Annotated in this window: 24 protein-coding genes; 6 read left to right on the top strand and 18 right to left on the bottom strand. The window is 67.8% G+C overall.

Going from position 1 to position 24,235, the window contains the following annotated elements:
- Positions 1-23: 23 nt before the first annotated feature.
- Positions 24-1,292 (bottom strand): NAD-dependent epimerase/dehydratase family protein, encoded by a 1,269-nt coding sequence (locus ACYVN4_RS42600; protein ID WP_460729554.1) that lies wholly within the window; start codon positions 1,290-1,292, stop codon positions 24-26.
- Between the two features lie 213 nt (positions 1,293-1,505).
- Complete coding sequence (locus ACYVN4_RS42595; RefSeq protein ID WP_460729552.1) at positions 1,506-2,321, bottom strand: S-methyl-5'-thioadenosine phosphorylase; 816 nt, start codon at positions 2,319-2,321, stop codon at positions 1,506-1,508.
- Positions 2,322-2,416: 95 nt separating this feature from the next.
- Between ACYVN4_RS42595 and ACYVN4_RS42590 the strand changes: the two genes are divergently transcribed.
- Positions 2,417-2,764, top strand: coding sequence for a metal-sensitive transcriptional regulator (locus ACYVN4_RS42590; protein WP_460729551.1), 348 nt, complete (start codon positions 2,417-2,419; stop codon positions 2,762-2,764).
- Here ACYVN4_RS42590 and ACYVN4_RS42585 read toward each other — a convergent pair.
- The 15 genes from ACYVN4_RS42585 to infA form a co-directional block, all read right to left on the bottom strand.
- Positions 2,761-3,747: a nitrilase-related carbon-nitrogen hydrolase gene (locus ACYVN4_RS42585; protein WP_460729549.1), complete on the bottom strand. Its 987-nt coding sequence runs from the start codon at positions 3,745-3,747 to the stop codon at positions 2,761-2,763. The two genes, ACYVN4_RS42590 and ACYVN4_RS42585, sit on opposite strands and share 4 nt — an antisense overlap.
- Positions 3,748-3,827: 80 nt before the next feature.
- Positions 3,828-4,790 carry an AraC-like ligand-binding domain-containing protein gene (locus tag ACYVN4_RS42580; protein WP_460729547.1) on the bottom strand — a complete coding sequence of 321 codons (963 nt, stop codon included), beginning with the start codon at positions 4,788-4,790 and terminating at the stop codon, positions 3,828-3,830.
- A 119-nt stretch (positions 4,791-4,909) separates the two neighbouring features.
- Positions 4,910-5,764 carry a nitrilase-related carbon-nitrogen hydrolase gene (locus tag ACYVN4_RS42575; RefSeq protein ID WP_460729544.1) on the bottom strand — a complete coding sequence of 285 codons (855 nt, stop codon included), beginning with the start codon at positions 5,762-5,764 and terminating at the stop codon, positions 4,910-4,912.
- An 83-nt stretch (positions 5,765-5,847) separates the two neighbouring features.
- Positions 5,848-6,828, bottom strand: coding sequence for an AraC family transcriptional regulator (locus ACYVN4_RS42570; protein WP_460729542.1), 981 nt, complete (start codon positions 6,826-6,828; stop codon positions 5,848-5,850).
- A 312-nt stretch (positions 6,829-7,140) separates the two neighbouring features.
- Entirely contained in the window at positions 7,141-8,106 is a 966-nt protein-coding gene (locus ACYVN4_RS42565) for a helix-turn-helix domain-containing protein (protein ID WP_460729540.1), read from the bottom strand.
- 132 nt (positions 8,107-8,238) lie between these two features.
- Positions 8,239-8,901 carry a hypothetical protein gene (locus ACYVN4_RS42560; protein ID WP_460729538.1) on the bottom strand — a complete coding sequence of 221 codons (663 nt, stop codon included), beginning with the start codon at positions 8,899-8,901 and terminating at the stop codon, positions 8,239-8,241.
- 308 nt (positions 8,902-9,209) lie between these two features.
- A complete protein-coding gene (locus tag ACYVN4_RS42555; RefSeq protein ID WP_460729536.1) occupies positions 9,210-10,208 on the bottom strand; it encodes a helix-turn-helix domain-containing protein in 999 nt (332 codons plus the stop codon).
- Positions 10,198-11,112, bottom strand: a complete 915-nt coding sequence (gene truA, locus ACYVN4_RS42550) for a tRNA pseudouridine(38-40) synthase TruA (protein ID WP_460729534.1) — start codon at positions 11,110-11,112, stop codon at positions 10,198-10,200. The genes ACYVN4_RS42555 and truA overlap by 11 nt, the downstream gene beginning before the upstream one ends.
- Positions 11,113-11,181: 69 nt before the next feature.
- The gene (gene rplQ / locus ACYVN4_RS42545; RefSeq protein ID WP_460729532.1) at positions 11,182-11,682 is read right to left on the bottom strand and encodes a 50S ribosomal protein L17; all 501 of its coding nucleotides are present in this window, start codon (positions 11,680-11,682) and stop codon (positions 11,182-11,184) included.
- Positions 11,683-11,735: 53 nt separating this feature from the next.
- A complete protein-coding gene (locus ACYVN4_RS42540) occupies positions 11,736-12,794 on the bottom strand; it encodes a DNA-directed RNA polymerase subunit alpha (RefSeq protein WP_033085978.1) in 1,059 nt (352 codons plus the stop codon).
- A gap of 102 nt (positions 12,795-12,896) precedes the next feature.
- Positions 12,897-13,502 carry a 30S ribosomal protein S4 gene (gene rpsD / locus ACYVN4_RS42535; RefSeq protein ID WP_379353728.1) on the bottom strand — a complete coding sequence of 202 codons (606 nt, stop codon included), beginning with the start codon at positions 13,500-13,502 and terminating at the stop codon, positions 12,897-12,899.
- 22 nt (positions 13,503-13,524) lie between these two features.
- On the bottom strand, positions 13,525-13,938 hold the full coding sequence (rpsK, locus tag ACYVN4_RS42530) for a 30S ribosomal protein S11 (RefSeq protein WP_067818955.1): 414 nt from the start codon (positions 13,936-13,938) through the stop codon (positions 13,525-13,527).
- A gap of 9 nt (positions 13,939-13,947) precedes the next feature.
- Positions 13,948-14,319 (bottom strand): 30S ribosomal protein S13, encoded by a 372-nt coding sequence (gene rpsM, locus ACYVN4_RS42525; RefSeq protein WP_033085976.1) that lies wholly within the window; start codon positions 14,317-14,319, stop codon positions 13,948-13,950.
- A 181-nt stretch (positions 14,320-14,500) separates the two neighbouring features.
- The gene (gene rpmJ / locus ACYVN4_RS42520) at positions 14,501-14,614 is read right to left on the bottom strand and encodes a 50S ribosomal protein L36 (protein ID WP_033085975.1); all 114 of its coding nucleotides are present in this window, start codon (positions 14,612-14,614) and stop codon (positions 14,501-14,503) included.
- A 122-nt stretch (positions 14,615-14,736) separates the two neighbouring features.
- A complete protein-coding gene (infA, locus tag ACYVN4_RS42515; RefSeq protein ID WP_040804562.1) occupies positions 14,737-14,958 on the bottom strand; it encodes a translation initiation factor IF-1 in 222 nt (73 codons plus the stop codon).
- A gap of 343 nt (positions 14,959-15,301) precedes the next feature.
- On the opposite strand from infA, the gene ACYVN4_RS42510 reads away from it, so the two are divergent.
- The 3 genes from ACYVN4_RS42510 (at position 15,302) to ACYVN4_RS42500 (ending at position 22,070) form a co-directional block, all read left to right on the top strand.
- Positions 15,302-18,925, top strand: coding sequence for a MinD/ParA family ATP-binding protein (locus ACYVN4_RS42510; RefSeq protein WP_460729528.1), 3,624 nt, complete (start codon positions 15,302-15,304; stop codon positions 18,923-18,925).
- A 158-nt stretch (positions 18,926-19,083) separates the two neighbouring features.
- On the top strand, positions 19,084-20,259 hold the full coding sequence (locus tag ACYVN4_RS42505) for a DUF7373 family lipoprotein (protein WP_460729526.1): 1,176 nt from the start codon (positions 19,084-19,086) through the stop codon (positions 20,257-20,259).
- The gene (locus ACYVN4_RS42500; protein WP_460729525.1) at positions 20,256-22,070 is read left to right on the top strand and encodes a serine/threonine-protein kinase; all 1,815 of its coding nucleotides are present in this window, start codon (positions 20,256-20,258) and stop codon (positions 22,068-22,070) included. The genes ACYVN4_RS42505 and ACYVN4_RS42500 overlap by 4 nt, the downstream gene beginning before the upstream one ends.
- 65 nt (positions 22,071-22,135) lie before the next feature.
- On the opposite strand, the gene ACYVN4_RS42495 is transcribed toward ACYVN4_RS42500, so the two are convergent.
- Entirely contained in the window at positions 22,136-22,489 is a 354-nt protein-coding gene (locus tag ACYVN4_RS42495) for a DUF4254 domain-containing protein (RefSeq protein ID WP_460729523.1), read from the bottom strand.
- 331 nt (positions 22,490-22,820) lie between these two features.
- On the opposite strand from ACYVN4_RS42495, the gene ACYVN4_RS42490 reads away from it, so the two are divergent.
- Positions 22,821-23,660 (top strand): GntR family transcriptional regulator, encoded by an 840-nt coding sequence (locus ACYVN4_RS42490; RefSeq protein WP_460729521.1) that lies wholly within the window; start codon positions 22,821-22,823, stop codon positions 23,658-23,660.
- On the top strand, positions 23,657-24,235 hold a 579-nt coding region (locus tag ACYVN4_RS42485), incomplete at its 3' end, for a GNAT family N-acetyltransferase (RefSeq protein ID WP_460729519.1). The genes ACYVN4_RS42490 and ACYVN4_RS42485, both read left to right, overlap by 4 nt.

The raw sequence follows: 24,235 nt of genomic DNA, 5'->3' as shown, positions 1-24,235 counted from the left end.
GCGGCGGCGGGCACCCGCAAGGCTCAGCGCCGCCCGACCCCGCGCGCGGCGTACTCGGCCAGTCCCTTGCCGGGCTGGGTGCGGGCGGTGAACTCCAGGGCCTGCCGGGCCCGATCCGGATGCGCGACGACATGACGGATATCGGTCACCCGGCATTGCCCGGTCACCACCGGCGTCGGCCCGTCCACCGCCTTGGCCATGATCGAGGCCACCTCCCACAGCGTGAGCGGCCGCCCCGAAGCGATATTCAACGGCACGAACCCGGGCAGCGAACGCTCCACCGCCGCCACCGTCGCGACCGCGGCATCCCGCACGTGCACGAAATCCCTGACCTGCCCGCCGTCTTCGAACACCCGTGGCGGCCGTCCCGCGATCAACTCCGCCCGAAACCGGGACACCACACCGGATTCCGCCGAACGCACCCGCCGCCCGTCCGCCACCGGCTCGCCGTAGAGATGGTGGTACCGCAGCACGGTCGCGTTCCCACCGGTATTGGCCACCCAGGCCAACCCGTAATGCTCCTGCGCGACTTTGCTTGCCGCATAGGCACTGCGGGGGCGCAGTGGCGCGTCCTCCCCCATCGGCTCCCAGGTCAGCACATCGCCGGATCGCAGCTCTCGATGATCGAACATGCCGCGGTCCAGATCCCGGCGTCGCCGCAGCCCCGGATAGAAGATCCCGCCCCGAGCGCCTCGATACCGGCCCTCCCCGTACACCGCGACCGAGGACCCGAGCACCAGCCGTCGCACGCCCGTGCGTTCCATTGCCGCCAGCAGCACGGCCGTGCCCGCGTCATTGTGGCTGGCATAGAGCGCGGCCCACTGCATGCCGTCCAGACCGGGCCGCTCACCGCCCGGCCGACCCGACCCGAGTGGCGCGCGTACGCAGGGCCCGGTTCCCGGACCGCCGGACTCGTCGCGCCGCCCGGCCCGCCCGGGACCGTGCTCCCCCATGTTCGAGCGCGGGAATTCTTGCTGCGCACCGGTATTCGACGCGGTCGACGGCGCGGCCTCAACGGGTGCGAGCGAGCGCGGCAGCGGCACCGCGGCGGCCAGGTGGCAGACCACGTCGATGCCGTCGAGCAGCGGATCCAGTGCGTCCTGGTCCCGAATATCGAGTCGGCGAACCCCTTCGGGGACAACGGGATTCGGCCCGTGCACGGCCTCGAGCAGCAGATCCGCGCCGATCACCTCGTGCCCCGCCGCCTGCAGGGCACGGTGGACATGGGAGCCCAGATAACCGGCCGCACCGGTCAGCAGGACGCGCAGGGGTTCCGAACCGCCCGCATTCATACGCCCAGCCTAGGCGACCGCACGAACACGCTCACATCCAACGGTGCCCGTAACCCGAATACCTATTTGTTGATGGGCATTCCGGGCGAAGCAGATATCCCGGAGATGCCGCCGCGAGCAGGTGCAATGGCGCACCGCGGGGCACAGTGTCGTGCCCCGGTCGCTCGGGCGGCGATCCACGGCTGAGCCGATCAGAACCGGCTCGGAAGGCCTTTACGGCAGTTCGAACGGCAGTTGCACACCGGTGCCGGTCAGCACGCGGCAGTTGTCGCAGGTCTCGTCGCCCTCGACGGCGGCGACGGCGCGGCGCACCAGCGCCTTGAACGGCACCAGATTGCGCTCGAACTCGGCGAACACGTCGGCGGCGCTGACGCCCGCACCCGACTCCAGCCCGGCATCCAGATCGGTGACCAGAGCGATTGCGGAGTAGCACATTTCGAGTTCACGGGCGAGCACGGCCTCCGGGTGGCCGGTCATATTGACCAGCTCCCAGCCCTGGCCCGCGAACCAGCGGCTCTCGGCGCGGGTGGAGAAGCGCGGGCCCTCCACCACGACCATGGTGCCGTGGTCGTGCGAGGGCAGTTCCTCGCCGAGCGAAGCGATTGCGGCGGTGCGCAGTTCGCCGCAGTACGGGTCGGCGAAGGAGACGTGCACGCCGCCGGTGTCGTAGAAGGTCTGCGGGCGGCCGGAAGTACGGTCCACCAGCTGGTCCGGCACGGCCACGGTGCCCGGACCCCAGTCGGCGCGCAGGCTGCCCACGGCACACGGGCCGAAGATGCGGCGCACGCCCAGCGAGCGCAGGGCCCACATATTGGCGCGATAGGGCACGGTGTGCGGGGAGAACTCGTGCTTGCGGCCGTGCCGGGGCAGGAACGCGACCGCGCGCCCTTCCACCTGACCGATGGTGATGGGCGCGCTCGGCGCGCCGTAGGGGGTCTCGACCTCGACGGTGGTGGCGTCGTCGCCGAAGAAGTCGTAGAACCCACTGCCTCCGATAATGGCGAGGGTCGCCCGTGCATCCGAACTCATGGCCACGATTCTTGCGCATGCGGGCATAAGTGGTGGGGTCAGGGCGAACGATGTACCCTAGGGGGGTATTAGCGCCTCGGAGACAGGACAAGCAGGTGACCGACGACAAGACCGCCACGGCAGAGACCACGGCCGACCCGTCCTGCCACGACAGCCACGCATCCCACGGCTACATCACCGCCAAGGACGACTACCTCAAGCGCCTGCGCCGCATCGAAGGCCAGGCCCGCGGCCTGCAACGCATGGTCGAAGAAGAGAAGTACTGCATCGACATCCTGACCCAGGTGTCCGCCATGACCAAGGCCCTGCAAGCCGTAGCCATGGGTCTCCTCGAAGACCACATCAGCCACTGCGTCGTCGACGCGGCCGTAGCCGGCGGCCCCGAGGCCGAAGCCAAGATCAAAGAGGCGACAGACGCCATCGCCCGCCTCGTCCGTAGTTAGCAGGCGGTGATGCCGCCGGGGTAGCTCACCAGGGACATGGGGAGGGCCCAGCGGTCGGGGCCGGACTGCCAGCCGGCGGCGGCGCGGCGGGAGCCGCGGCGGGCGGGGGGTGCGTCTTTGCGCTCGCGCGGGGCTCGGGTGGATTCACATTGGGTGCCATTGGCGTTGGCGGTGCCGATCTCGAGGTCGGCGTAGAGGATGCCGTCCTCGCCCTCCGGGAGGGGGGTTACCACTTCGGAGCCGTCGGCGGCGTAGATGTGGGCGCTGCCGGTGGGGGTGGTGGTATGGGGGCGGGGCATGCCGCCCCAGGCGGCCGGTCCGATGACGGCGGTGGGCGCGAGGACGAAGGCGCCGACCTCGAGGGCGTACATGCGGCTCACCGTGGTGGGCGAATCCGGTCCACTCGCGTCGGCGGCGGGGTTGGCGGGCCAGGCGGCCACGTGGATCTGTTCCTCGTCGGCGCGCAGTGCCCGGGTGAGCAGCGGGCGCTGATTCTCCTGGCCGGACAGCGCGCCGTACTTGCCGATCGGGGTGTGGTGCACCGCGGGCAGATTCGGGGTTCCGGAGGCGAAAATCTTGCGTTCGATGCTGTTGAGTCCGGCTTTGCGGCGTACCGACAGCAACTCACCGGAATCGTCTATTACCGCCTGTGACAGATAGATTCGCCGCTCCTGCCGTTCCCCGAATCCGAGGACGACATGAATGCCGTTCGCGGCAGCCGCGGCGGTGATCGCGCGCATTTCCGCGCCATCCCGCGTCATCGAATTCTCGCGGCAGCGGGTCGAATATTCGACATTCCACTGATTCGTATCAATCCAGCGCCACCACGGATATCCCGGGAGAAACGCCTCCGGGAATGCGATCAGCCGAGCACCTCGCATCGCGGCCGCTTCGACCAGTTCGACGACCTGCTCGACTCCGTCGGACAGCCGCAGCCAGCTGGGTTCGGCCTGGACGGCGGCGACTCGCACCGTAATCCTCATCGCTTATCCCTCATGAAACGTGATGCTCGCCCATGAGTTTCGGGCCGTACAAGGGCGATGAGTGCCGAATGACCGACTGATCATGCCATTGCGCGAAATGACCCTGGAGTTGTCCCCATTTCCAGACGGAAGCTTCGGTAGAAACTCCGTTCGGTCAGGAATCCCGCGGCTTTGGCGACCGCCGAAAGCGGCAACTGCGGCGCATTACGCAACAGATCGCAAGCACGTTCGATTCGCATGCGCCGCAACACAGTTCCGGGGCCGCCTTCGAACTCACCGAATACCCGATAGAGCGTACGCCGGGACATACTGCAGCCCTCCGCGATTCGGTCCACTCCGAGGTCCGGATCGGCGCAGTGACTGCGCATGAAGGCCAGCACCCGCTGCCGGTTCAGCGCGTCCGCCGACTGGTCGCGCGGCATGCGCCCGGCCGCCGCGGTGACCGCGGCCGCCATCAGGTCCATGCCGGGTTCGGCCAGGATCGCCGCCCCGGTCGGATCGGTGCGCTGCAATGCCGCGACACCGCGGAAGAATTGCGCGACTATTCCCGGCGCGGTGTCGGGAGAAAAGATGGTCGCGGTTGGAATCTCCTTGCTGTCCAACCCATATCGTTCCTGCAACCGGCTCAGCGGAACCTGCACGACGACTTGCTCGAACTCCTGGTGCGCGTCCCAGTGGTAGGGACGAGTGCTGTCGTAGAAGACAATTCCACCCGGGCTGACATCGGCGACGCGACCGTCCTGATGCAGCCGGGCGGTGCCCTGGGTGGGAATGCTGGCGAGCAGGTACTCCTCGTTGCTGCGCTGGATGAGTGAATCGGTGCGCTGGATCACCTGTGGGGTGGAACCGATTACCGAAAGATCCAGCTCGTCGTATCGTGCGTGTTCGATATAACCACGAAAGCGACCGGTCGGTATTGGTGAAACAGCCAATGGCACATAGGCGGCCGTCACCTGCGCTTCCCACCGCTCGAACGCCTCCGCCGGTGACTGCTCCGGTCCGGACCGAACCTCGATCCGATTGACCGCGTCTGACGCTTCCACTCCCCATCCCTCGACGACAATGGACGGCCATGTACGGCCGAATACTCGGGTGAGTGTGTCAGATCGCGGGATAGGGAGCCAATGGGCCGGATCGATGCCCGGCCCGTCGGAAACAACCCTCAGGCGGCAGACTCGAAGCTCAGGTCCAGCTCCAGATCGGCGTACAGCAAACCTTGTTCGTGCCCGCTCAGCGGCGACGCCAGCTCCTCGCCGCCCGGCGCGAAGATGCGCGCGTGCCCGCCCGGCCCGCGCACCAGCTGCTTGGCGGGCTCGCTGCCGCGGCGGCTCTCACTGCCCGCCACGTCCATCACCGCACACGCCGCAATCACGTTCAACTGCCCGACCACCGCGTACCAGAGGGTGGCCGCATTGTTCACGCGCACACCCCAATCCACGTCCCGGGCGACGATGAAACCCGGCCACGAGACCACATGGATCTGCGCGCCGGTGCGTTCCAACTCGCGCCGCGCGGGCAGATGCAACTGCTCGGAGCCGCCCTGCACCGCGATGCGGCCGATGCCGGTACGGAAGACCTGCGAATCACCGGGCTCGCCGGACCGGAAGATCTTGTGCTCCAGCGGCGTGAGCTCGGGCTTGCGACGGACTCCGAGCAGTACCCCTCGATCGTCGATGAGGCACTGCGACATGTAGAGCGCGCTGCCACAGCGTTCGCTGAAGCCGAGCAGCACATGAATCCGGTGCCGGCGCGCGGCATCGGCGAGACGGCGGAACTCGGTGCGGCCCACCGTCATCGAATTCGTGCGATAGCGGGCGAAGAAGCCCTGACCCCAGCTCACCGAGTCCAGCCACAACCACCACGGGTACCCGGGCAGGAAGGTCTCCGGGAAGGCCACCAACTGCGCACCGCCCGCGGCCGCGTCCTCGATCAACTCGATGGCCTGCTGGACACCCGCGCGCAGATCCAGCCATCGTGGTTCGGCTTGGACGGCCGCGACTCGCACCTTCGTCGGCACCTCGGCTCCTTCGACGGATCGGATGATCTGTGCAATCACCCTTCGCCGAACGTGTGCCGCTCACAGCGACGTACCGTGCCGAGCTACAGACCGCGCGTGCCTGCGTCCAGTTGTGACCGAAATTGACCGGGCGTCACGCCGGTTTCCTGCCGAAATGCCCGGTAGAAATGTCGATCGGTCGCAAATCCGGAAGCCGCGGCAATCGCCGACAACGGCCGGTTCGGGTCGGCGCGAAGGAGCCTGCGGGCGTGCTCGACCCGCATCCGGCGCACCAGCGCGGCCGGGCCGCCGATGTCCTCGCACACCCGATACAGCGTGCGGCGCGAGACCAGGCAGGCGTGCGCCACCTCGTCGACGGTGAGGTCCGGATCGGTGTAGCGCTTGCGCAGCACCGCCAGTACCTGCTGCCGGGTGTAGAGCGAATCCGCCGGAGCCGGGGAGGTCTGCCCGTTGGCCAGCAGTACCGCCGACGAGAGCATCGCCGTGACATGGGATTCCAGCACGTCCGCGGCGAGGTTGGATTCCTTGACGGGCAGCGACGCCATGCCACGGAAGAAATCGGTCACCACGCCCATGGCGCCCGTCGCGGGAATCGCCCTGGCGATCGGTAATTCGTCGCGCGGGATCCCGGCGTGCTCCAGCACCGCGGCCATGGGGGCGCGCACGATGGTGGATACCGCGTTCTCGGTGGTACGGCTCTCGATCGCGCGGGCACTGTCGTAGAAGGCGATGGTCCCCGCGCCACCCGCGGCGAGGCGGCCGTTCTGCTCGGTCCAGTTCGCGCCCTCGACAACAATATTCACCAGCAGGAAGTCCGCGCTGGCCTGTTCGAGTTGGCGCTTGCTGCGCACCACGCGCTGGGCGCTGGAGGTCATCAGGGTGAGGCTGGAGCGGTCGAACGAGGTGGAGCGGACCTTGCCGTACCAGTGGCCCTGGCGCAGCGGCTCGATGATCGAGGGCAGCACGGCGTCGGCAACGATCGCCTCCCACTGTTCGAATGCCTGCCGCGCGGAGATTTCCGATGTCGTGCGGACTTCGGCGCTGGCAGTGGAGGCGGTACCCACTCCGCCATCATTCCACTACCGAGCCGCTGGCAAACTGCGAATGAAGCCGACGGATGCGACGAAACAGACCAATTGCCCGGATTTTTCGCGATCGGGCTCGCAGATCACCTGCCGCGCAGCAGGATTGCGGTGGGTCGTTCTGAGAGATTGCGCACAGTGCGCCGGGAAGCGAGAGGCCGCCTGCCCGGTCGTCGGCGGCTCGAGGCGGCGACCGGGCGGCGCACGTCCAGTATTGCGAGCCATGGCCGCCATGTGACTGCCCGCCCGTGCCAGATCACTGCCAATTAGCGTCACCCTCGTTTCACTGTCTGATCAGGCATGATGCGTCCGGAATTCGCCAGGCGTCATACCGGTTTCGCGTTTGAAGGCCCGATAGAACTGCCGCTCCGAGACAAACCCCGACGCGCGGGCCACCGACAGCAGCGGGCGGGTGGGATCGGTGCGGATGAGCGCGACGGCACGCTCCACGCGCATCCGCCGCAACATCGCCGCCACCCCGTCCTCGCCCTGCTCGAACAGGCGGTAGAGCGTGCGGCGCGACACCGCGCAGGCCCCGGCCACCTGATCGATGGTGAGCTCCGGATCGGCGTAGTTGCGCTGGATGTAGCCCAGCGCCCGCTGCTTGGCCAGCGCCCGCGCGGGCTCGTCGCGCGGCAGGTCCCCCGCGGCCAGCTGAACCACCGACGCCAGCAGTCCGGTGCCGTGCCTGGCCAGTTCCGCCGCCTGATCCGGTGCGCTGTACTGCAATTGCGCCAGTCCGCAGAAGAACCGCCCGACGATGCCGGCCGCGCCCTCCGGTGGGAACCGCACCGCGGTCGGCATCCGGTCCGAGGGCACCCCCGAGGCGCCCACCACCTCCGCCAGCGGCACCTGCACCGCCACCACGCCCCAGGACTGCTCGAAATGGGCGCTGAAGGGCCGCGAACTCACGTGCAGGGTGAGCCCGCCGTCGGCCAGCTCGCCCACCCGCCCGTCCTGCTCCAGCCAGCCGTGCCCATGGGTGGTCACACTGGCGAACAGGATCGGTTCCTCGGGCTGATGGAGCAGGCGTGGAATCCGGCTCAGATGCTGCCCGCTGGCCGTCACCATCGACACATCGATCCCGTCGAAGCGGGACTGCACTATTCGCGCCCGGAATTCCCCCGCCCGCACCGGTGTGACGACCAGTGGGACATAGGCCGCCGCGACCGCCGCCTCCCACTCCTCGAACGTCTCCTGCTGCGAAACCTCCGGCGTGGACCGAACCTCCACCACCGCAGGCGTGGCGCCGCCCCTCATCGCCCGATTCTCGCACCCCACCCACCCCCCAACCCCCCAATTCCCTTAACAACATCCAACTTTCACCCATCCGCCCGAATTGACCCATTGCCCGCAAGTTGCGTGACGAATCTTCATCCCGGACTTGCACTTTCACCCAAGGCCGCCAACCGCAATTCCACCTCTCAGCCCACTCGCCCGCAGATGCGCGCGCAGTATCGTCGCCGCGACGGCATAGGACGGATCGTCGAACTCCTCCCCCGTGACCGAGCCGATGTCCCGGTGCAGATCCGCCCGATCTCGTCGCGCCCGGCGATCGAGCGCCGACTCGAGCTCGTGGCAAACCTCCTCCCCCGAGAGTCGCTGCGTGACGCCCGGCAAACCCACTCCCGTCAGTTGCCGCTCGACACCCGACTCGTCAGCCGTGAGCAGCAATATTCGTTCCACGACACCGCCGTCGCGAAGATTCACGCACACCAGGAATCCATGAATCGCGCCGCCACGTTCGAAACTGACCATCAGCACGGCGACATGCCCGGCAGCGGAGCGAGTGAATTCGAGTGCACGCAACGGCGCGACAACCCGCGAACTCCAGTCCGGCCCGGCTATCCCCGCCGCCTCCAGCCGATCGGCCGCCGCCCCGGCACCCCGGGACAACTCGCCGATCGTCAGTCGACCGATACCGCGCAGCAAGCCCACCGACGCCGAAGTCGCCCGGGCCTCCAGCACCAGCACCGCCGACGCCCCGGACAATTGCGTGAACCCGGAATCCTCTACGCCACCGGGCGTAAGCAATTCGGCGACCAGAGATTCCACCCCGAGTGGATCGAAATTCCCGGGGAATTCCGAAGCGATCGAAAGAGCCGCGTCGATCGCCCGCCATGGATCATGGTCCTCGCCTCCGCATCCCGAACAGTCCGACTCTTCCCACACCACCTGACCAGACCGGTGCCCGCCTCCATGTCCGCCCTTGCGCCTGCCGCGGCTCCGCTTCGATTTGCTCATGCACCAACGGTCTGCCACCGTCTACCGAAAGGCCGTGGACGACGAGACTTCGCGCCCTCGAGGCATATTCGACCAGGCACGACACCGGCGGCGACCGAAACTTCGCGCCCCCGAGCGGGTCAGGGCTGCGCGTGCCCGCCGGTGCGGAACGCGGCGGGAGTGGTACCCATTTCGGTGCGGAAGGCGCGATAGAACTGGCGTTCGCCGGTGAATCCGGATGCGGCAACAATGGCCGGTACGGATAGGTCGGTGTGGGCGAGCAATTCGCAGGCCCGCTCGACGCGCATGCGGCGTAATACGGCCGCGGGGCCATCGGGGAATTCGTCGAAGATTCGGTAGAGGGCGCGGCGGGAGATCATGCAGCCCTGGGCGATCCGGTCCACCGACAGCGATGGGTCGGCGCGGTGATCGCGCATGAAGCTCAGCACGCGCTCGCGGAGCAGGGCATCGGCGGATGCCCGGCCCGGGCGTCGGCCACCCGCCAGCAGGACAGCGGAGCCCAGTAGATCCAAGGCGGGTTCGCCGATCAGGGCCGCCGCCCCCGGGGCGCGCTCCTGCAACCCGACGAGCTCACGGAAGAACCGGGAGACCACCGCCGCGGCGCCAGCGTTCGGCAGGGTGACCGCCAGCGGCACATCCTCGAGGGTCAGGCCGGTGCGCTCCCGCAGGCTCGCCACGGGAACTTGCAGGACTGTCTTCTCCCAGTCGGCGTCGAACTCCCAGAACAGCTTCCGACTACTGCCGAAGAAGACCATCTCACCGGGCCGAATCTCGGCGGTCCGGTCGCCCAGGTGTAGTCGGCCACGCCCGCGGACACACACGCTCGCCAGCAGATACTCGTCATTGGCGGCCGCGATCAGGCCGTCGGTCAAGCGCACCTGCTGCGGCGCGGATCCGATACCCGTCACGTCCACGTCGCCGTAGCGCCCGTGACTGATCCGGCCGTGGAAGTCCGGTGCGGGCAGCGGCGCGACGGCCAGCGGGAAGTAGGTGTCGATCATCCCGGCCTCCCAGCGTTCGAAGGCCTCCGCCCGCGGCAGCTCCGGACCGGACCGCAACTCCATTCGCCGGATCTCCGGCTCGAGCCCGTCGTCGGCGTTCGAAACCCTATCCGCCACAGCAATCTTCGCCGCTCGGCACGGTGCGCACCTCACGGGTCTGCAGATTGCGGGCCGCCAGTTCGGAATCGGCGGGATAGTCGACGGCGACGAGGCTCAGACCGTGCGCGGGGGCCACGGTGACGGAGCTGGAACGCTCACGCTCGTTCAGCAGACCGGCGATCCAGGCCGGGGTGCGGCGGCCCTCACCGACCGCCAGGACGCCGCCGACCAGGCTGCGCACCATGGACCAGCAGAAGGCGTCGGCACTGACGTAGGCGGTGAGCAGATCGCCGTCCTGGGCCCAATCGAAGCGCTGCAGTTCACGAATGGTGGTCGCGCCCTCGCGGCGTTTGCAGAAGGCCGCGAAGTCGTGCAGGCCCAACAGGTTTCGAGAGGCTTCACGCATGGCCTCGACATCGAGACCGGACCGTACGGGGACCACACCGCGGGCCTGCAGCGGCTCCGCGCCGTAGGGGGCGGTGGTCAACCGGTAGGCGTAGTGGCGGCGGATCGCCGAGAAACGGGCATCGAACTCCGGCGGCACGAGCGAGACGGCCTTGACCCGAACATCCTTGGGCAGAAACCGCGCCAGCCGATGCACCAGTTTGGGCCCGTCCACCTCGCTATGCGTATCGAAGTGCGCGACTTGCCCTTCCGCATGCACCCCGGCGTCGGTGCGCCCGGCCACGGTCAGCTGGATCGGCTCGCGCTGCACCTTGCTCAGCGCCTCCTCCAGCACCCCCTGCACGGTACGCAGGCCGGGCTGACGGGCCCAGCCGGTGAAATCGGTGCCGTCGTAGCTGATGTCCAGCCGTACCCGAATCGAAACCGGTTCGGGCGTCGGAACCTCTACGGTCACAGCGATCTCCTGGTTAACATGGAGAAAGCCCGCCGACCCGGAGGGGACGGCGGGCTCACTCATGGGCTCTCGACCTTCGGGGTTTCAGGGGAAGCCCCTGAAACCCCGTATCAAGTCCGCGGGACCGGAGTTTTACTCCGCGTCCTTGGCCTCGGCGGCCGGGGCGTCAGCCACGGTCTCCTCGGCGGCATCCTCGACCACGGCCTCGGCCGGGGCCTCGGTGGCCTTCTGAGAAGCGGCGACACGACGGGCACGATCGGCCTCGTTGGTCACGGTCTTCTCGCGAACCAGCTCGATGATCGCCATCGGGGCGTTGTCGCCCTTGCGCGGGATCGTCTTGATGATCCGGGTGTAGCCGCCGTCACGACCCTCGAACGAGGGGCCGATCTCGGCGAACAGGGCGTGGACGATGTCCTTGCTACGGATCACCTTCATGACCTCGCGACGGTCGGCAAGGGTGCCGCCCTTCGCCTTGGTCACGAGCTTCTCGGCGTAGGGGCGCAGCGCCTTGGCCTTGGCCTCGGTGGTCGTGATGCGACCGTGCTCGAAGAGCGCCGTCGCCAGGTTGGCGAAGATCGCCTTCTGGTGCGACGCCGTCCCGCCGAAGCGGGCACCCTTCTTGGGCTTGGGCATTGTTTGAATCTCCTGTGTTGAAGGCCGATTCGGGGCGCTACACCCCGAATGACCTAAAGCTGTTCGGTCTCGGCGTAGTCCTGCTCGCCGCTGTCGGTGTCGCTGAACGAGCCGCTGTCGCTCCAGGTGCCGCTGGCCGCGTCGTAGCCGACGACGGAGGACGGATCGAAGGAAGCCGGAGAATCCTTGAGGGACAGGCCGAGCGAGTGCAGCTTGACCTTGACCTCGTCGATGGACTTCTGGCCGAAGTTCCGGATGTCCAGCAGATCGGACTCGGTGCGGGCGACCAGCTCGCCGACGGTGTGCACGCCTTCACGCTTGAGGCAGTTGTACGACCGCACGGTGAGATCCAGGTCCTCGATCGGCAGACCGAACGAGGCGATGTGGTCCGCCTCGGCCGGGCTCGGGCCGATCTCGATGCCCTCGGCCTCGATGTTCAGCTCGCGCGCGAGACCGAACAGTTCGACCAGGGTCTTGCCCGCCGACGCCAGCGCATCCCGCGCGGAGATCGAGTTCTTGGTCTCGACATCCAGGATGAGCCGGTCGAAGTCGGTGCGCTGCTCGACACGGGTGGCCTCGACCTTGTACGTCACCTTGAGAACAGGCGAGTAGATCGAGTCAACCGGAATCCGGCCGATTTCCGCGCCCGACGCCTTGTTCTGCACGGCCGGGACGTAGCCGCGACCGCGCTCGACAACGAGCTCGATCTCCAGCTTGCCCTTGTCGTTCAGGGTGGCGATGTGCATGTCCGGGTTGTGCACGGTCACGCCCGCCGGGGGGACGATGTCACCGGCGGTGACGGTGCCCGGACCCTGCTTGCGCACGTACATGGTGACCGGCTCGTCCTCTTCGGACGACACCACGAGGCCCTTGAGGTTCAGGATGATGTCGGTGACATCTTCCTTCACGCCCGGAACCGTGGTGAACTCGTGCAGCACGCCGTCGATGCGAATGCTGGTGACAGCCGCACCAGGAATCGACGACAGCAGCGTGCGCCGCAGCGAGTTGCCGAGGGTGTAACCGAAACCCGGCTCCAGCGGTTCGATAGTGAACCGCGACCGGTTCTCGGACACGACCTCTTCGGTCAGCGTCGGTCGCTGTGAAATCAGCATTTCTTCCTCCTTCGAGCACCCACCATTTGATGCTCACGATTGGGAGCTGTTGCGGCCCTAGGGAATAGGGCCGCAACCAGCGGCGCGCCTAAGCGCACCTCATTACTTCGAGTAGTACTCGACGATCAGCTGTTCCTGGAGCGGAACATCGATCTGCGCACGCTCGGGGAGCTGGTGCACCAGGATCCGCAGACGGCCGGGGACGACCTGCAGCCAACCCGGAGCCTGACGATCGCCGACGGTCTCACGCGCGACCTGGAAAGGCAGCATGGAAGCCGACTTCGGCTTGACGTCGATGATGTCGTACTGCGACACCTGGAAGCTCGGCACGTTCACCTTGACGCCGTTGACGACGAAGTGGCCGTGCGAGACCAGCTGACGGGCGCCACGACGGGTACGGGCCAGACCGGCGCGGTACACGACGTTGTCCAGACGGGTCTCGAGCAGACGCAGCAGGTTGTCGCCGGTCTTACCCTTCTGGCGGTTCGCCTCTTCGTAGTAGCGGCGGAACTGCTTCTCCATGACGCCGTACGAGAAGCGAGCCTTCTGCTTCTCCTGCAGCTGGAGCAGGTACTCGGACTCCTTGATCCGCGCGCGGCCGTGCTGGCCCGGCGGGTAAGGACGACGCTCGAACGCCTGGTCGCCTCCGACGAGGTCGACGCGCAGACGACGCGACTTGCGGGTGATGGGGCCTGTATAACGAGCCATTTTTTATCTGAATCCTTTCCCGCTAGACGCGACGGCGCTTGGGCGGACGGCAGCCGTTGTGCGGCTGCGGGGTGACGTCGGAGATCGAGCCAACCTCGAGGCCAGCGGCCTGAAGCGAGCGAATCGCGGTCTCACGACCCGAACCCGGGCCCTTGACGAAAACGTCGACCTTCTTGACGCCGTTCTCCTGCGCCTTGCGGGCAGCGTTCTCGGCAGCGAGCTGCGCGGCGAACGGGGTCGACTTACGCGAACCCTTGAAGCCGACGTGACCCGAGGACGCCCAGGAGATGACGTTGCCTTCGGGATCGGTGATGGACACGATCGTGTTGTTGAACGTGCTCTTGATGTGCGCGTGGCCGTGCGGGATGTTCTTCTTATCCCGGCGACGCGACTTCTGAGTCTTCTTCGGGCCCGAGGCCCGGCTCTTCGGAGGCATGCGCTATCCCTACTTCTTCTTGCCGGCGACGGTCTTCTTCGGACCCTTGCGCGTACGAGCGTTGGTCTTCGTCCGCTGACCACGCACGGGCAGGCCACGACGGTGGCGGATGCCCTGGTAGCAGCCGATCTCGATCTTGCGACGAATGTCGGCCTGCACCTCGCGGCGCAGGTCACCCTCGACCTTCATGTCCGAGGCTTCGATGAAGTCGCGGAGCTTGGTCAGGTCGTCATCGCTGAGGTCCTTGGAACGCAGGTCCGGGCTGACGCCGGTCTGGTCCAGGATCTCCTTGGCGCGGGTACGGCCGATGCCGAAGATGTAGGTCAGCGCGATCTCCATGCGCTTTTCGCGCGGGAGATCGACGCCCATCAGACGTGCCATGTTTGGCGATTCCTTACTTTTGCGGAGGTCTTCTCCCTGTCCGTCCCCTCGTAAGTGGGGCCCCGGCCTCCGTACCGGGGGTAGGCCGCCGTCCGTCCCCTACGGGACTCGTCGACGGCGACTGGAGCTGGGAGTTCTTCTATTACTGCCAATCCGAACCGCGTTCGGTGCTTGGCGGTAATCAGCCCTGACGCTGCTTGTGGCGCAGGTTCTCGCAGATCACCATGACCCGACCGTGACGACGGATCACCTTGCACTTCTCGCAGATCGGCTTGACGGACGGCTGAACCTTCACGTCAGATCCAATCTGGGTTGGTGTTCACTGGCCGTGAACACAGTTTTTCCCCGGCCGGTTTGACCGGGGAAAACCCGGGACTCAGCGGCCCCGGAAGTCTTGATGCACCCTGCGAGGGTGACTCACTTGTAGCGGTAGACGATGCGGCCACGCGTCAAGTCGTAGGGCGAGAGCTCCACGACGACACGGTCTTCGGGCAGAATGCGGATGTAGTGCTGCCGCATCTTGCCGCTGATGTGGGCCAGAACCTTGTGCCCGTTTTCCAGCTCGATCCGGAACATCGCATTGGGCAACGGCTCGATAACCCGGCCCTCGACCTCGATGGCCCCTTCCTTCTTCGCCATATCCTCCGCGATCCCGGTTAGGCCGAACCTGGTTGGCTCGAGCTCATTACGGCTGGTCGGCCCAGAAGTTAGTGGTGCACGCTGGCCAACCCGGTGACATACTCACTGGGGGCGGCACGTAGACATGCCACAACCACTATGTAAGTCACCAGCTGCCTAGCCTACCCGTTTCCCCAGATCCGGCCAAATACGGGGGCTGTGACGTGCCCCGACTCGCCCGCCCACGCCGCCCCGGCCGCAGCCGCCGCCCGTCGGTGAACATGGACAGCGGGCACACCGTCGCCGGAGATCGCTAAACTACGCCCTGTCCAGCTGGATCGGTCGAGAGCACCCGGGGGTAGATGTGAGTCGCGAGAACGACGGCCTCCCCATGCTGCCGCCGTGGCTGGCGGAGGGCGAGGTCTCCGACACCGCCTACGAGCCCGCCCCGGTCCAGAACCTCCCGCAGGACGAGGTCATCCCCAAGGCCAAGGGCCGCATCTTCGGCAATCGCGAGCGCCGCAAGAAGTCGTCGACCCCCGAACCGGCACCGCAGTCGAAGTCGCCGACCCCGACTCCCGCCCCGGACCGCTCCACGCCCCCCGCGCCCAAGTCCGCCGAGCCCGACCGATCCGCTTCCCAGCAGCCGAGCGCCCCGATGCCGCAGCGTGCGCCGGGCACCCATTTCAATCTCCCCTCGCAGGGCACTCCACAGAACGGCGCAACCCCGCAGTCCGCCGCCCCCAACGGCCAGCCCCCCGCGACTCCGCGCCCCAACGGCCAAGGCTTCCCCACACAACAGCCCGACAATCAAGGCTTCCCGCACCAACAGCCCAATGGCCAAGGCTTCCAGGGGCAGCAGCCCAATAACCAGGGCTTCCCGGCTCAGCAGCCCAACAGCCAGGGTTTCCCCGCGGCGCAGCCGAACGGCACCGGATTCCCTCCGGCGCGGCCGAATCGGTCCAACGCCGGTGGCGCGGTTCCGAACGGCCAAGCGGAGCAACGGCTTCCGGACCAGCCGCCCGCCACCGCGCAGCCGCCCCGACAGGTGCCGCAGTCGAGCCCTCTCTCGCCGACCGATCTTGCCGAGAACGGCGGTCAGTTCTCCCGGCCTCCGATGAACCCGGAACCGGCTCAGCCGAGCCCGCATTCGGGTCCGCTCGGGCCGACTGCCACTCCCGCCGTCGGCGGCGGCCACTTCTCGCAGCCGCCGGTCGTCCCGGAATCGCCGCTGCTGGGACCGAACTCCGGTGCGGCCGGGCCGCGGCTGTCCGGCCCCGCCGTCCCCGAGGTTCCGGCGGACCAGTCGGCGCACTCGCGGCCGCAGCCGAGCAACTCGGGTTTCACCCCTCCGCTGCTGCCGCCGTCACCCATTCCGCAGCCGGACTCCGCGACGGTGCAGTCCGGCGATGCCTCGCGCGCGGCCGGTCCGTCGGCGATCGCCCCGGCTCACGTGGCCCCGTCGGACCCGACCACCCGGGTTCCGCTACCGCATGCGCCCGGCGAATCCGGCTCGGCGGCAACCGATTCGGCGACTCTTAGCGGGCGGCCCCCGCTGCCGCCGTCGCCTGGTGAAGTCGGCGCGACCACCCCCGACCCGGTCGGCACGACCACGAAGATCTCGCAGCCGCCGCTGCCGCCCGCCCCGGGCGATCTGGATGCGACCGGTACCGGCATCATCACCCCGCCCGCCGGTACTCCCGCGGTGAGCGGGGATGCTTTCGCGCCGGTGCCGAACACCACCGCGGCCGCCCACAGCCTCCTGAACGCACAGCTGGCCAACCTGGGTGGCGCCCTCGCGGGCCCGAATCCGCAGGCCCCCACCGCGGATGGCGGTGCCCCGACCGGGGCGCCGGACCGGCCGGTCGACACCGATTCCGGCGCGCATCGCCACGGCATCGACTCCCCGGCGATCGAGGACGCGACAGTCGACCGTTCGAACCACGCCACCGAACTCGAGCAGCCGATCCCGCCGGGCCGCCACCGCGCGGTGGAGGTCCCCCTCCCCCTGCCGTCGGATCCTCGCCAGCACAGCCCGATCCCGCAGGACGATTCCGCTCAGCCCGCATTCCGGCCACCGGCCCCGCCGATCCCGCAGGGTTCCGGCCCGGCCCCGCTGAACTCGGGCTCGCAGATTCCCGGCCCGGGGCCGCAGAGTTCCGTTCCGGCCCAGCAGTTCCCGGGCGCAGGCCCGCAGACATCCGGTCCGGTCCCACAGGTGCCGGGTCCCGGCCCGCAGGGTTCCGGCCCGATCCCGCAGGTCCCGAACTCTGGCGCGCAAGCACCGGTCGGTGGCTATTGGACGCCGCCGCAGCCGCCGGTACCGGGCGTAGCCCAGGGCCAGCAGAGTCCCGTCCCGAATGCGCCTGAATCCGCCCCCGCACCGGTGGCCACCAATCCGGGATATCCGGCAGGACCGGTTCAGCAGCAGCCGAATCCGTTTGCGCCGGACGCCGCACAGGAGGCGGCCGACCCGGATGCGAATCCGTGGGCGAACGCTCCAATGTCGGAGGCTGCGGCTGCCGGTCTGACCGGGCCACACGGAGTCGGTACCGCGCCGAACGGCATGGGTATGCCGGGCAATATGGCTCCGGGCCAATCGAATTGGGGTTCGGAGACGCCCGGCCAGCAGGTTCCGGGTGGAGCCGGGGCGCCGTGGGGCGGACCCGGTCAGCAGCAGATGCCGTGGAACGGGTCGGGCCAGCAGCAGGGTGCGCCCTACCAGGGCGCACAGGACGGCTCCGGCGCGACCGGTCAGGACGGCTCCGGTAGCGGGCAGGGCGTCGTCGGTGGACCCGGGCAGATGCCTTGGGCCGCACCGGGTCAGCAGTCCGCGCCCGGTTATCCCTCCGGCGAGGTCGGCCAAGCCCCGTGGGGTGCGCCGGGTTCGGAACAGCAGGCGGGGTATCCCGGTGGGGCAGTGGCCCCGTCGAACTTCGCACCGGGACAGTACGGTCCGGGTGCGCAGTCCGGTCCGGCGACCGGCCAGTACGGCCCCGGCCCGCAGGGGCAGAGCGGGTACGGCGCGCAGGCGTGGGGTGCGAACGGTCCCGGCGGGACCGCGCCTTCGCTGGATGATGTGCCGTTCCGCAAGGCCAAGAAGGCGCCGGATTCGGGTTGGCGGCGGGCCGTTCACCATATGTCCGGTGGTGCGATCAATCCGGGCATGTCGGCGGAGGAGCGTCGCCTGCAGGAGTTGGTGGCGCGAATTCGCCAGCCGGTGCGCGGTGATTACCGGATCGCGGTGCTGTCGTTGAAGGGTGGCGTCGGTAAGACGACGACCACGATGGGCCTGGGTTCGATTTTCTCCTCCATTCGCGGCGACCGGGTCATCGCGGTGGATGCGAATCCCGACTTCGGCACGCTGTCGCAGCGGGTGCCTTTGCAGACCCGCTCGACGGTCCGGGATTTGCTGCTGGACGAGCATATTCAGCGGTATTCGGATGTGCGCCGCCACACCTCGCAGGGCAGCAGCCGTTTGGAAGTGCTGGCCAGTGAACGGGATCCGGCGGCGTCGGAGGCGTTCAGCGAGGACGAGTACCGCGCGGTCGCGCGAATTCTGCAGCGCTTCTACAACATCATCCTCACCGACTGCGGTACGGGCCTGATGCATTCGGCGATGGCGGGCGTGCTGGATCTGGCGCATTCGCTGGTGCTGATCTCGTCCTCGGCGATCGACGGCGCCCGCAGCGCCGCCGCCACCCTGGACTGGCTGTCGCTGCACGGCCACGATCACCTGGTCCGCAATGCGGTGGTGGTCATCAACCTGCCGCGTCCCGGCGCCCCCAGCGTCGGCATCAACCAGCTGCGCGACTATTTCCTGTCGCGTTGCCGCGCGGTCCACATCATCCCCTACGACTCGCATCTGGGTGAGGGTGCGGAGATCGATCTGCATCGGCTGAGCAAGCCCACGAAGCGCGCCTACGTGGAATTGGCGGCGACGGTCGCGGACGATTTCTCCGCCGACCACCGCCGCTATCGGGGCTGAATCGAATCCGTTCGGCGGCATCGAGTTCAGTCCCCTCGCCCGCACATGACACAGCACCGGACCGGTGCTAACTTGTGGCTCGAGCGCCGCCCGTCCGGCGCGTGCGGGATCGAATAGTTCAGCGGCCCGCTGCTGTCCGGTGATGAGGGTTGAAACGCATGCGTCTGAGGTTCCGGCGATTGTCGGTTGCCGGAATGGGTGTCGCGCTGCTCGTTGTGGCCACCGCTTGCGGGAATGATGCTGCGGCAACCGATTACGGGTCGTATTCGACCCTGCCGGGCCAGAATGATTTCGATCGGCAGCCGAGTCGGATGCGGGGAATTCTGGCCGAGTCGCTGCGGTTGGCCGACCATATCGTCTTTCCGGCCGATATCGATCCCGAGCTGACGACGATGCGCGGCGGTGGGGTGTCCGCCGACGACCGCGGCTGGCGCGAGCCCACGCTGTCCCCGGCACAGCGAGCCGCGGGCCGCCCCTTCGGTGTTGCCGGATCGTTCGGTCTGGCGGCGGCGAGTAAGGCCGCCGATGTCCAAGGGCCCTCGAAGTATCTGGCCGTGTCTCTCACCGCGTTCCGTGACGAACCGGCCGCCGCGTCGGCCGCGGCGGACATGGCCCGGGTGGATTTCGAGGCGAGCCCGGAGAACGCGCCGATTCCCTTGGCGGACTTCCCGTCCGCACTGAGCCATTGGCGGCCGGGTGTCGCGTCGGTCGGCAGTCTGCTGGCGTGGAAGAACGTGGTGATCCGGGTGTACGCCGAGCTGCCGGAGCCCGATCCGGGACGCCTGGCCGATCTGGTAACCGCCACCTACCGCAAGCAGGTGGCGCAGCTGACCGGTTTCGATACCGCCGCGGTGCCGGATCCGGCCACGGTGGCGCTGGACCCGGACGGCCTGCTCACCCGGCTGGTGCGCACCGGCGATCCGCTGGCGGATCCGAAGTCCTTCGCCGCCTTCGGTGTTCGCGCGTATTCGGCGCTGTCCGCCGAACCGGCCCGCAAGTTGACCACCCTGTCCGGCAACGGCGTGACCGCCCTGGCGGTCTCGCACGACAAACACCTGTATCGGATGCGGGATTCGAAGACCGCACAGTCGTACGCCAATTGGCTGTCCGATGACCCGGAGAACTCGGAGTACACCTGGATGCGTAATGCCCGCGACCTCCCCGGCGCCCGCTGTTCGGAGGCGACCCGGCCGGACCCGACATCGCTGTCGGCCCGCAGATATCGCTGCGTGGTGACCCGCGGCGAGTATGTGGCCACGGTTTACAGCAATACCGACACCGATGTCCGGCAGCTGGCGGCGGCGCAGTACGCGATCATGGCGGGTGCGCGATGAAGGCGCTGCTGCCCGACGATCCGCGCTGGATCGGCCCGCACCACATGATCGCCGTGATCGGCTCCGGCGGTATGGGCCGGGTGCTGCTGGGCCGGACCCCGACCGGGAAGCTGGTGGCGGTCAAGCAGATCCACCGCGCGCACGCCGAGGATCTGGAGTTCCGCGCCCGCTTCCAGCGGGAACTGGAGACCGGCAAGCAGCTGACGGGCGCGTACACGGCGACCGTGGTGGACAGTGATCCCGATGCCGAAACGCCGTGGCTGGCCAGCGAATACGTGCCCGCCCCGGATCTGGCGACGGTGATCGCCGGCTGCGGCCCACTGCCGCTGTCCGGGCTGCGGCTGTTGGCGATCGGCCTGGCCACCACCCTGATCGAGGTGCACCGCGAGGTGCTGGTGCACCGCAATCTCAAGCCCGGCAATGTGCTGCTGACCCCGGAGGGGCCGCAGGTCATCGATTTCGGAGTCGCCAGCCCGCGCGCCGCCGACGGTTCCGCGGGCCCGACCTTCCAGGCCCCCGAACAGGTCGAGGGCCAGCCGGTGACCTCGGCCGCCGACGTCTACGCGGTCGGGATGCTGCTGACCCTGGCCGCCACCGGTACCGCGTCCGCTTCGCCGGATTTCCAGGTGATCCCGCATTCTCTCCGCAAACTCGTGGAGTCGTGCCTCGCGGTCGATCCCGCGCAGCGCCCGTCGGCGCGGCAGATGCTGGAGCAGGCCGAGCGCATCCCGACGGAATCGGCTTGGCCGCAACCGGTTCTGGACTTCATCGAGGCGCATCGGGTGGATGCCGAGTGGTGGGCGTCCAGCGGTGAGCAGGAGACCCGGTATCGGGACCAGTTGGCGCGCTTGGCCGGTCGCCGTCGGCGCACGGTCGGATTCGCGGCGGCCGCCGCTGTCGGCCTCATCGTGGTCGGTGGCACGGTGTGGAGTCTGAGCGGCTCGTCGGACACCGGCGGGCACGCGCAGCCGCACAAGGATCCGTCCCTGGATCTGTCGGCGGCGGAGCTGCGCCTGCTCGATGTCTGCGCGGTCATCGACAAGTCGGTGGCGGGCAAGCTGGGCACTCGCACGGGCGATCCGGAGTCCACCCCGGAGGGCGGCTGCACCACCACCGTCGTGGATTCCACGCAGCGAAAGGTCCACTACACCTTCGACATCCCCGATCACGCGATCGGCGTCGACCAGCTGACCCCGACCGGCCGCAGCGCCGGGTGGGCCCCCATCCTGAGCGCCGGGGCCGCGGGCAGCACCTGCGATACCGCGGTCGTCACCCAGTCGGCAGTCCCGGTCACGCTGCGCATGTCCGCCGAGGAGCTCGACCCCGCCGCCCCGCCCGAATCCGCCTGTGCCGCCTCCGAAGCGGCCCTGCTGGCGGTGGTCCAGCAGCTGACCGATTACGCGCCGCAGCGTCAACTGCCCGCGACGTCGATCCTGCGGCTGGACCCCTGTGCGGTGGTGCAGGAGAGCATGATTCACGATCTCGCCGGTGATCTCGTCGATCATCAGCGCACCCCGCACTCCTGCACGACGATCGGCCGCGAGGGCTGGGTCCGCGTCGACCTGACCGACGAGTCGCGTCCGGACCGGGGTGACTTCGCCTACGACACCGTGCCGGTGGGCGAGTTCACCACCTTCGCCGTCGGCGCGCAGTCGCCCGGTGACTGTTCGCTCAGCTATCTGGTGCGTCCGACCGAAAAAGACAATGGCGAGCAGTTGAAGATCAGAGTTTCCGATCTTTCGAATTCACCGGACGCTTGCGGCAAAGCGGAAAAACTACTCACCGACGCGATTCCGCGATTGCCGAAGTGAATTAGTACAAAACAGCTGGCGGTCCGGGCCACCCTCGGGCCCGGACCGCACAGTGGGTTCGCTATTTACCAGGCGGGCAGTCGACGCCGACCCGCGAGCACATCGCGCACGAGATCGTCATAGGCGTCGGACAATTCAGCCAAATGGTGCCAAGCGCCGTGCAGCATTTCATCATTCGCGTCAAGGGTCATCAACGCGTGATGGGCACGGACCGATGCCTCGGCAAGTCGATCGATGACCGATCCGACCGTTTCGGTATGCAAGGTCGCACCCAGTCGATGCTGGGGAACCGAGCGCACGATCCAGTCGTCAATGGCCATGACCAATTCGATTCGGCGGCGCTTGTTTTCGATGATCGAGGTCGGGTCGGTTTCCGGCCCGATGCCACCCCGCCCGACCACTCGGCGCTCGTGCAGCACGGCGAGGTCATGGGCGAACCACAGTAGGGGTCCGCCGATGACCCGGTGCCCGCGACAAGCGCGCAGGAGTAGGTCGGAGGTCGGCAATAGGCCGGAAGCCAGTGGCTGCGCCTCCATGTCCACATAGGAACAGGACACGTCGGGCAATGCCACGACGACCGTGTTTGATGTCTCCGAACCAGCCACGTTGCCTCGCGTTCTTCGACGTATAACAACACCGCATTCAGGACGTTCATTACAATAAACCTCAGAATGCTGCTGTCAAGCCTTACACGGCAGTAGTACCACCGGAGTAGACTTCACAGCCTTGAAGCAACAACCGAGGAGCGAGATGGCGGACGGTCCGAGATATCAACGGATCGCAGACCTCCTCCGCGAGGAGATCCGCGCCGGCAAGTGGGAACCGGGCGATCGACTACCGAGTCACAATGAGTTGGCCGAGCAGATGCAGGTCTCGATTACGACGGCCCGCAATGCGATTCAACTCCTGGTCGCCGAAAACCTGGTTTACACAGCGACTTCGCGCGGCACCATCGTGCGTAGTCAAGAGGTCCTGGAATCGGTTGTCACCAACCACATTCGGCCGGACCGGCCCAAGGCCGCGCACGACATCTTCTCGGAGATCGCGCGGGCGGCGGGGCGGCAGCCGTCCAAACAGTTCAGTGCCAGAATGGAACCGGCCAGTCAGGAGGTGGCGCACTGGCTGGGGGTGGAGCGCGACGAGTGGGTGGTGTCCCGCACGATCATGCAGTACCTGGACAACGAACCGTGGTCGTGGGAGGTCAGCTTCTATCCCCGAGATCTGGCCGAGGCCACCGGAATCGACGCTCCGCACGACATTCCGGAGGGCACCACGCGGCGGCTGGCCGAGCGCGGCTTCGCCGAGACCGCGCACCGCGACACCGTCGTCGCGCGACCCGCCACGGCGGAGGAAGCGGCGCTGTTGGGGGTCGGTCCCGGTACGATCCTGCTCGACCATTTGCGCATCGGAGCGAACCACGAGCGCATCACGCGAGTGACCCGGCATCGTTCCACAGCTGCCCGCAACCGATTGGCATACGAATTGGGCGACAACGAAGGAACGGACATTATTCGTAAAACTCTGGGCTCTCCCAATCCGCCCGGAAATTCCCATTCCTTCGGTAATTCTCTGCTACCCGGCTCGCCATGACCCCACACCTGCGCCCGGCCGGTCTCTCGGACCTGGGAACCATCACCCGGTTCCGGCTGCAACGTACGAACTGGCTGGCCGCGCGCGGCAGCGACCAGTGGACCCGGACCGGACGAGGTCTCCCCATCGAGACCTTCGTCCGGTCCGTGGCCCAGGCCGTCCGCAATGGCGAAACCTGGATCGCCGAGGCCAACGGCGAGCCCGCCGCCACCATCACCGTCAACGACCGCGCCGACGAAAACCTCTGGTCCCCCGGCGAACTCGCCGACGCCGTGATCATCCACTACATGATCGTCGACCTCCGCTTCGCCGGCCTCCGCATAGGCGAATCCCTCCTGGCCCACGCCGCCTGCCTAGCCCGCCGCAAACACCGAACCTGGGTCCGCCTCGACGCCTGGACCACCAACGAGGCCCTCCACGCCTACTACCTCCGCGCAGGCTTCCGCCTAGCCCGCATAGCCGGCCCCGAAGCCACCGGCCCCTCCCGAGCCCTCTTCGAACGCCCCACCGCCGACTGGTCGGCCCCCCACACCTCCACCTACCCGCCCCTCACCCCCGCCACCCCCGAACCCACC

The sequence above is a fragment of the Nocardia heshunensis genome, from assembly GCF_054782115.1.
Note: the sequence above shows the minus strand (reverse complement) of the source record. Positions and strands in the feature narration are given on the sequence as shown.